At 56.1% G+C, this 8984-nt stretch carries 7 protein-coding genes, 3 tRNA genes and 1 pseudogene; all 11 read left to right on the top strand.

Going from position 1 to position 8984, the window contains the following annotated elements:
- Positions 1 to 47: 47 nt before the first annotated feature.
- Positions 48 to 124 (top strand) — tRNA-Arg (locus SMC5_RS02885).
- A 109-nt stretch (positions 125 to 233) separates the two neighbouring features.
- Positions 234 to 309, top strand: a tRNA-Lys gene (locus SMC5_RS02890).
- Positions 310 to 355: 46 nt separating this feature from the next.
- Positions 356 to 440: transfer RNA gene (locus tag SMC5_RS02895), tRNA-Leu, on the top strand.
- 14 nt (positions 441 to 454) lie between these two features.
- Complete coding sequence (locus SMC5_RS02900; protein ID WP_165846191.1) at positions 455 to 1723, top strand: trigger factor; 1269 nt, start codon at positions 455 to 457, stop codon at positions 1721 to 1723.
- Positions 1720 to 2349 (top strand): ATP-dependent Clp endopeptidase proteolytic subunit ClpP, encoded by a 630-nt coding sequence (gene clpP, locus SMC5_RS02905; protein ID WP_119119515.1) that lies wholly within the window; start codon positions 1720 to 1722, stop codon positions 2347 to 2349. The genes SMC5_RS02900 and clpP overlap by 4 nt, the downstream gene beginning before the upstream one ends.
- On the top strand, positions 2333 to 3571 hold the full coding sequence (gene clpX / locus SMC5_RS02910) for an ATP-dependent Clp protease ATP-binding subunit ClpX (RefSeq protein ID WP_119119516.1): 1239 nt from the start codon (positions 2333 to 2335) through the stop codon (positions 3569 to 3571). The genes clpP and clpX overlap by 17 nt, the downstream gene beginning before the upstream one ends.
- A gap of 18 nt (positions 3572 to 3589) precedes the next feature.
- Complete coding sequence (gene lon / locus SMC5_RS02915) at positions 3590 to 5953, top strand: endopeptidase La (protein ID WP_119119517.1); 2364 nt, start codon at positions 3590 to 3592, stop codon at positions 5951 to 5953.
- Between the two features lie 11 nt (positions 5954 to 5964).
- Entirely contained in the window at positions 5965 to 6729 is a 765-nt protein-coding gene (locus SMC5_RS02920; protein ID WP_119119518.1) for a helix-turn-helix domain-containing protein, read from the top strand.
- A 13-nt stretch (positions 6730 to 6742) separates the two neighbouring features.
- Positions 6743 to 8074 (top strand): 30S ribosomal protein S12 methylthiotransferase RimO, encoded by a 1332-nt coding sequence (gene rimO / locus SMC5_RS02925; protein WP_165846192.1) that lies wholly within the window; start codon positions 6743 to 6745, stop codon positions 8072 to 8074.
- Complete coding sequence (thpR, locus tag SMC5_RS02930; protein ID WP_119119520.1) at positions 8071 to 8628, top strand: RNA 2',3'-cyclic phosphodiesterase; 558 nt, start codon at positions 8071 to 8073, stop codon at positions 8626 to 8628. Before rimO ends, thpR begins: the two co-directional genes overlap by 4 nt.
- Before the next feature lie 51 nt (positions 8629 to 8679).
- Positions 8680 to 8984, top strand: a pseudogene (locus tag SMC5_RS02935) (hypothetical protein); the annotation flags it as partial.

The raw sequence follows: 8984 nt of genomic DNA on the forward strand, positions 1-8984 counted from the left end.
AGGCCGCAGGTTCGAGTCCTGCTAAGCGCACCAGGATCGTGAGGTGAGCGCCCATAGCTCAATTGGATAGAGCTGCGGACTTCGGATCCGCGGGTTGCAGGTTCAACTCCTGCTGGGCGCGCCAACTTTATCTTGAGCCACGAGAATCCACCGAGTGACATGTGATGCAGGTATAGCCACAGGATTGCTTGACACCCTCATGAAAAGTCCTATAATCGTTGCGTTCAAGTTGTGGGTCGTTAGCTCAATTGGTAGAGCATCTGACTCTTAATCAGGCGGTTACAGGTTCAAGTCCTGCACGACCCACCACCACTTGGCCAAAGATTCAGTTCCCTGCGATGTCAGTAAGTATTCAGCGAGGGTGGCGGAACTGGCAGACGCGCTGGACCTAGGATCCAGTGGGTAATTCCATGCGGGTTCGACTCCCGCCCTTCGCACCAACTTGGAGGAGATCGTGGAATACACCACCACTAAGAAGATTGGCAATTCGACCGTACTCTCTGCAACATTCAGTGCCGACGAAGTCTCAGCAATGCGCCGCGAGGCGACGCTGGCGATGGCCGGCAAACTCCGTATACCCGGGTTCCGTCCGGGGAAGGCCCCCCTTTCCATCGTCGGCAAATATGTCAGCGATGAGGAGTTGAAGGACGACGTCCTTCAGAAGGCGGCCTCTCAAGCTTATGTCGCGTTCCTCAAGGAACACAAGGAAACCGACGCCCTCATTTTTGAGCCTGAAATCGTCGATTCAATACTCGAAGACACTGCAGCCAATGGGCTGAAGGTCGACGTACGTGTCTTCGAGATGCCCAAGGCAGATCATGATCTGTGGAGTGGCGTCGAGGTTGAAGACATTCAGACTGATACGACCAAAGCCGTCGAAAGCCGCATCAAGGCTCTTGTCGATGCTGTGACCGAAACATCCCCGAAAAATGGCCCGGCTGCTCACGGTGATCTCGTCACGGTCACCATCGCAACCGAGAAGTCACAGAATCCTTATCACACGGAGTTCACGGTGGGTGAGGGCGAAGTGGGTAAGGCCTACGAGCCATCTCTCAGTGGAATGAATGTTGGAGAATCGAAGCACTTCAGTGTGCAGATGCAGGAGAGCGTCCTCGAGGGAGACATCACTCTCGACGGTGTTGCTGAAAAATACATTCCAGAAGTCAATGACGAATTTGCCCGGAGTGTCGGGGCGTTTGACTCCCTCGTGGAGCTTCGGAAGACTCTTGAAGAAGACGAACAGCACAAGGCGGACGAGGTCAGGAAGGACTCAATCTTCAGTCGTGCTATCGAGAGCGCTGCTGAGAAGTTGGGCATCGATTTCCCTGGATATGTTCGGCGTGACGCGACTCAGGAACGGCTGGGCGAAATCAAGGAGAGCCTTGCCCGCAATGGGCTTTCTCTCAACGAGTATCTGAAGTACAATAATATCAGCGCCGAACAGTTGACTCAGGACGTTGAAGCGGACGCTGTCAAACTGCTTCAGCGCGACCTCCTGATGGAGGCAACTGAGAGAGCCTGTGGTATCGTGGCTGTGGACGCAGACATCGAGGCCTATGTGGAATCGCACAAGGAAGAACTGGCCAAAGCGGATATCGACACGACGATAGAGAAGGGGCGCAAGACAGTCCGCAATGTTATCGTCTGGGAGAATACGCGCAGCCTGATTGCTGGCGCAGTTCAGTTGAAAGAGTCCCCAAAGGCTGAACAGGAGGCACAATGAGTGTTATTCCATATGTAGTCGAACAGACGGTTCATGGTGAACGTGGTTATGATATCTACTCTCGGCTGCTGAAGGACCGGATCGTATTCCTTGGTGGAGAAATCGATACCCAGGTCTCGAACCTGATCGTCGCCGAAATGCTCTATCTGACGGCCGAAAGCGGCACCAAAGACATTTATCTCTATATCAACAGCGTTGGCGGCGAAGTCACTCCTGGCATGGCGATCTACGATACCATGCAGTACATCAATGCTCCTGTGTCTACCATCTGTCTGGGACAGGCGGCAAGCCTCGCCGCCATTCTTCTTGCTGCTGGGCGCAAGGGAAAGAGATTTGCGCTGCCGAACTCGCGCATTATGATCCACCAGCCCTGGGGTGGAGCCCAGGGGCAGGCGACGGACATTGAAATTCAGGCCAAGGAGATTCTGCGGATCAAGGAATCTGTGAGCAACATTCTCGCCTCACATACGGGAAAACCTCTTGAGACTGTGCGAAGAGATACCGAACGAGACTTCTTCATGTCTGCCGAAGAGGCGATGGAGTATGGCATCGTAGACCAGGTCATCTCCAAGATTGGCGTTGCAGGGGAAATTGGCCCATTGGGGAAGAATGCCCAGCCACAATAGCGAAGAACCATCCTGCTCGTTCTGCGGCAAGAAGTCGAGTGAGGTCGGCCTGCTCATCAAGGGGCTCGACGGATCGTACATCTGCGACGACTGCATCGAGCGGGGCAACCAACTCATGCAGCAGTCCAGGCATGAGAGTCATGACATCGATTTCAAGTCGCTGCGCCCCAAGGAAATCTATGCGCGCCTGAACGAGTACGTTATTGGCCAGAATGAGGTCAAGAAGGCTCTCGCTGTTGGCGCGTACAATCACTACAAACGCCTGAGAGCCAAGAAGAACTCCAAAGTGGAGATCGAGAAGTCCAACATCCTGCTCACAGGGCCCACGGGGGTCGGCAAGACCTATCTGGCGAGGACTCTCGCCCGGATTCTCGATGTTCCGTTCACCATTGCTGATGCAACGACACTCACTGAGGCTGGCTATGTTGGCGAGGATGTGGAGAACATCCTCCTTGGACTGCTGCAGGCTACGAATTTCGACGTCGCTCGGGCTGAGTGTGGCATCATCTATATTGACGAGATCGACAAGATTGGGCGGAAGTCCGAAAACCCGTCGATCACGCGTGATGTCAGTGGTGAAGGAGTCCAGCAGGCACTGCTCAAGATCGTGGAGGGGACCATTGCCAATGTCCCTCCTCAGGGTGGACGCAAGCATCCTCTTCAGGAGAACATCAAGTTCAACACCCGAGACGTTCTCTTTATTGGGGGTGGGACATTTGACGGACTCGACAATATCAGGAAACTGCGGTCAACTCCGAGGGAGGTTGGGTTCGTTCACGAACCCGCCGACCATGAAGGCAAGAAGCTGCTCAGCGCCGACTTTGTCAAGTTCGGCCTGTTGCCTGAGCTCGTAGGCAGATTTCCTCTGAAACTCGAGCTGCAAGAACTATCAGTGAGTGATCTGAGACGGATTTTGGTCGAGCCGAAAAACTCGATCGTCCAGCAGTATCAGGAGCTCTTTGCCATGGATGGGGTCAGCCTGGCATTCACCGAATCCGCACTGGAACGCATAGCCGAAAAAGCGAAAGACATGGGTATGGGAGCCCGTGGTTTGAAAGCTGTAGTCGACCAGCCCATGGTGGATCTGATGTTCGAACTTCCCTCCTTCAAGGGAGTCACGGAGGTGTCCGTGGGAGACGAGTTTTTCTCGGAGTGCCATGAGATCGTTACGACGAGAACCGACGGGACGACCGAGCGCATTCCCTTGCAGGAATCCGCTTGACAGGAGACAATACCCTCAATGAGTGAACGTGATTGGGAACTATCTGAAGCGCCACTGATTCCCCTGCGGAACGTGGTGGTTTTTCCATACCATGTCCTTCCCCTCTTTGTGGGCAGGCCAAAATCGCTGAAGAGCATCGAGTCTGCGCTGGCGGGTAATCGCAAGATTGTGCTTGTATGCCAGAAAGATGAGTCGAACGAAGACCCTGGGCTTGCTGATCTCTATGATATCGGCGTCGGTGCCGAGATTCTGCAGCTGCTCAAGCTGCCCGATGGGAGCGATCGAGTTCTCGTAGAGGGCGTCCGCAGAGTTCGCATCACGAACGTGCGCTCGGACGACAACGAGATGCTTGTGGCCAGCGTCGAGCCACTGCCGGCAGACGAGAAGACATCAACGGAGCGTCAGGCTCTCATGCGTGTTGTTCTCGACCAGTTTTCCCAGTACGTCGAGTTGTCCAGGAAATTACCGTCGGAGACGGTGAACAATGTCTCCGGCGTCACGGAGCCCGACAGGTTCGCAGACCTTGTTGCGAGCAGCCTACTGCTCGGGACCGAAGACCGGCAGGCGCTGCTTGCTATATCGGATGCAGAAGAACGACTTCACCGCATCGCCGAACTCCTCGCCAAAGAGATTTATGTGCTGGAGCTTGCACGGAAGATCGAGAGCGACGTGAAAGCCAAGATTGACCAGTCCCAGCGAGAGTACTACCTCCGCGAGCAGGTCAGAGCAATCGAGAAAGAACTCGGTGAAGAGGGTGAGGAGGCCGGCGAGGTAGGAGAGTACCGGCAGAAGCTCGAGAAGATCCATATGCCTGCCTACGCCCGCGACAAGATCGAGGAAGAGCTGGCCAGACTTGCGAAAACGCCTGCGATGAGTCCAGAAAGCTCCATCATCAGAACATATCTGGACTGGCTTATTGGCCTCCCATGGGACATCAGGACTGCCGACAAGATTGACCTGAAGCGTGCACGCAAGGTTCTGGACAAGGACCACTATGGGCTTGAAGAGATTAAGGACCGGATACTCGAGTATCTTGCAGTGCGCAAGCTTTCGGACAAGGCCAAGGGTCCGATTCTTTGTTTTGTCGGGCCGCCTGGTGTTGGCAAGACATCGCTGGGCAAATCCATTGCGGAGACGCTCGACAGAAAGTTCGTCCATGTCTCCCTCGGCGGCATTCGGGACGAGGCGGAAGTGCGCGGACACCGCAGAACCTATGTTGGAGCTATGCCGGGGCGCATTATTCAGGGAATCAAGCAGGCAGGCACCAAGAATCCAGTATTCCTTCTGGATGAGATCGACAAGGTTGGCGCGGATTTCCGGGGCGACCCGACAGCTGCTCTGCTCGAGGCTCTTGATCCAGAACAGAATACGCAGTTCAGCGACCACTATATCGAAATCCCATTTGACCTTTCTGAGGTCCTTTTCCTGACGACGGCGAACGTATCGGAGACGATTCCATCTGCTCTCCTCGACCGCATGGAGGTCATTTCCCTGCCTGGATACACGGACGAGGAGAAACAGCAGATAGCTCGGCATTTCCTTCTTCCTAAGGCGATGCAGCAGCATGGACTGAAGAAGGAAGACCTTGTGATCGATGACCGAGCCGTTCTGGCGATTATCCAGCAGTACACGCGGGAAGCCGGAGTACGAGGACTCGAACGCTCGCTTGTCAGGATATGCCGCAAGGTAGCCAGAGCGAAGGTTGAGGAGAAGAAGTCGTTTACAGGCGCTACCGTTCACGCGGACGGTCTTGCGGCCTATCTGGATCTGGCCCCGTATTCCTACACGAGTCTCATCAAGGAAGCGCGCGTAGGAGTTGCATGCGGTCTTGTTGTCACCCAGTACGGTGGTGACACTGTCTATGTCGAGTCCACGCGTATGGACGGCAAGGGCAATCTTCAACTCACGGGCCAACTCGGCGACGTGATGAAGGAATCGGCCCAGGCTGCGCTCAGCTATATCCGTACGCATGCTGTCGACATTGGGCTGGACCCCCATTTCATTGAGAAGACGGATCTGCACGTGCATGTTCCGGAAGGCGCGGTCCCGAAGGAAGGACCATCTGCCGGTGTCACGATGGCAACAGCCATGGTTTCGGCTCTCACGGGCCGGAAAGTGCGTTCAGACATAGCGATGACTGGCGAGATTACGTTGCGCGGGCAGGTGTTGCCTGTCGGCGGTATCAAGGCAAAGGTACTCGGCGCATACCGCGCAGGGATCAGGAAGCTGATCCTTCCCGAGGAGAACCGTCGCGACACGAGCAAGATCTCGCCCGATATCAGCAAGAAACTTGAGTTCACCTTTGTCAACGACATTGCACAGGTACTTGACAAGGCTCTCCTGCCGGCCGGAACAGCAAGCGGTTCCAAGCGTCGGCGCTAGGAGGAGACTGGATGGATCGCCAACAGGCCGGAACAGCTCTTCGGGAAAAGCGAACGTCGCTTGAATTGTCGCTCGAGGATGTTGCCCGCGCAACTCTCCTGCGCAAGTCCATGCTTGAATCCTTGGAAGCGGGCGGTCCACCGGAACCGAACGGGTTCTTCAAGTCATACGCACGTCGCTACGCCGAGTATCTTGGGCTGAACGGTGACGACATTGTTGCAGCGTTCGGGGGTTCGTCTCCCACCGTAACCACAGATTCTAACGAAGTGACCGCGCAACCTGCGAAGCTCGTTCATTCTGCGACAACGGTTCCAGCATACAGGAAGAAGCGCAGCTTTGTTCCCACTGTCCTGATCGTAGTAGTGGCTCTGGTGGCTGCCGTCGTTCTGCTGTGGAGACCATGGGCGGTAACGCCCGTTGTGCCAGGAGGGCAGACCGGGCCCTCGAGTACGCCGTCTGTGCCTTCGGATACGACGGGTTCCTCCGTATATGCAACACCTTCGATGCCCGATACCACGCCGCAGGGGGCGATGACGCTAAGATTCGCCTCGACGACGCAACGTGCATGGCTAGAGATCACCGTGGACGGGAGTGTCGTCTTTTCCGGAGTCCTGAGTCCGGGAGACAGCACGCAGGCTACAGGGAACCATGTTGTCGTCAACTTTGGCAATGCCATGCATACACAGGTGACGGCAAATGGTGTTGATCAAGGAGTGGCCTCTCCTGACAAGACGGTCATGACCCTTGAGTATGGCTCGCCGGCGCATACACCGTAGGCCTCGAGTTTGTATGGTCAGCCTCGGGTGCGCAAAGAACTTGGCTGACAGCGAGGCAATGCTTGGGCAAGTCATGGCGGCAGAACCAACGGCTCTGGTTTGTGCTGAGCCTCAGGATGCTGATGTTGTCGTCATTAACACGTGTGGCTTCCTGGGAGCGGCTCGTGATGAGGCTGACGAGACGCTCGATGCCGTGGAGCGCCTGCAGGCTGAAGGGCACGTTGTACGAATTGTGGCGGTAGGGTGCTATCCACAGTTGTGGAGGGAGCAAGTCCTGAAGCGACATCCGGGATTGTACGCCGTCATGGGAGTGGACGCGATGTACCAGAAAGCGTTCTGGGAGGGCCTGCTGAAGCAGGTCCCACCTCCAGGAGTCGAGCGACCTGTCGACCTGGATGCTATGCGGGCGTTTGAGGCGCCACGCCTTTTGAGTGGGAGCGGCTCCTATGCCTATCTCAAGATAGCGGATGGGTGCTCGCAGCGGTGTACCTACTGTACAATACCCCGGATCAAGGGGCCTCTCATCAGTCGCTCCCCTGACACGATTCTGCGTGAGGCGGAACAGCTGGTACAGGCCGGTGCGACCGAGCTCATCCTTGTTTCGCAAAACACGAGTGCCTATGGCATGGATCTGACTCCCGAACATCGTCCACAGCTTGCAGCACTCCTTCGTGATCTCGATCAACTGCCGGGTGTCAGAATTCTGCGCGTGTTGTATCTCTACCCCACTTTGGTGACTCAGGAACTTCTTGAGGTGATTGGTGGTTCGCGCCACATTGCCCACTATGTCGACATTCCCCTCCAGCACACAGATCCAGTTGTTCTGAGGGCCATGGGACGCCCTTGGGCGGCCGGGTCGGCAGCGCGTGTGGTCAACCGGGTTCGACGGATCATCCCGGATGCGGGGATCCGGAGCACCTTTATCGTCGGGTTCCCGGGCGAGACCGAAGAGCAGTTCCAACGCCTGCTTGCCGATCTCCGTGTGCTTCGACTGGATCATGCGTCGGCATTTGCCTATTCGAGGGAAGCCTTGGCTGTATCTTCACGGTTCCCAGATCAGGTGCATGGATCAACAAAGGGCCGCCGGCTGCGTGAGTTCATGGAGGTTCAACAGAAAATCTCTTCTTCCATCAATGAGGTTCGATACCTGGGCAGAGATGTCGAGGTCATTGTCGATGGAGTGACTCAGTCAGGGATCTACGGCAGGACTCTGCTTGATGCGCCCGACGTCGACAACACCGTTGTGGTACAAACTGGTCACAAGACCCAACCTGTGTCAGGCGATATCTGCCGGGCACGGATCGCGGCGGTAGGCCCCTACGACCTTGACGGCATCCTCCTGTGAGAGCATTTGTCGCTATCCCTCTGCCAAGTAGTTTCTCTGACTGGCTGCGGACCAACAGGACGAGCTTCGCTTCAACTGTTCCAACGCTCAGACTGGTTCCCGTTGCCTCCTGCCATATCACGCTGCGGTTCCTGGGGGAGCTTCCGGATGAGCAAATCGATGACGCAGTAGGGCGTTTGTCGCTCGCGGCGACGCCAGGAACCAGTGTCGTGCTGGACAGGTTCGGCGTATTTCGGCGTGACGGGCGTCCGACCGTTCTGTGGACCGGGCCCAGCGTCATCCCCCAGGCTCTCACTGATCTGGTCGCGAAGATTGATCTCTCCTTGTCCGGACTGGGTTCCAACGGTCGGACGGAGCATTTTGCGCCGCACGTAACGCTGGGCCGGTTTGCACCCGGTACGCGTGATGACGAGGTTGCGGCCATTGAGGCAGGATCTGTAGAGCCATTTGTGGTTCCTGTCACAGACGTTGTTCTCTACGAGAGTATCATGGGACAGGGTCATCCGGTGTACATTGCCCGCGCTTCGGTGCGGCTTGTACCATTTGCCGAATAAGGAGACCGAATTATACTGAACTATAAGGCTCACACCAAACGTGGAGGCTGTATGGAAAACGGAAAGATGACCGACAAGGTGCAGAAGAATGAGACCGCCGACAGAGTCACCGATCGTGACAAAGCTCTGGCAGCTGCCATGGTACAGATAGAGAAGCAGTTTGGGAAGGGTTCAGTCATGAAGCTTGGCGATCACCCAGACAGGGCGTTGGTTCCTGCCATTTCGACCGGCAGTCTTTCCCTTGATGCCGCACTCGGCATCGGCGGGCTTCCGCGCGGCAGGATCGTTGAGATCTATGGTCCGGAGGGAGGAGGCAAGACCACTCTTGCTCTCCAGGCAATTGCCGAGGCACAGAA

It is taken from the genome of Candidatus Cryosericum odellii, from assembly GCF_003570935.1.
Classification (GTDB): domain Bacteria; phylum Caldisericota; class Caldisericia; order Cryosericales; family Cryosericaceae; genus Cryosericum; species Cryosericum odellii.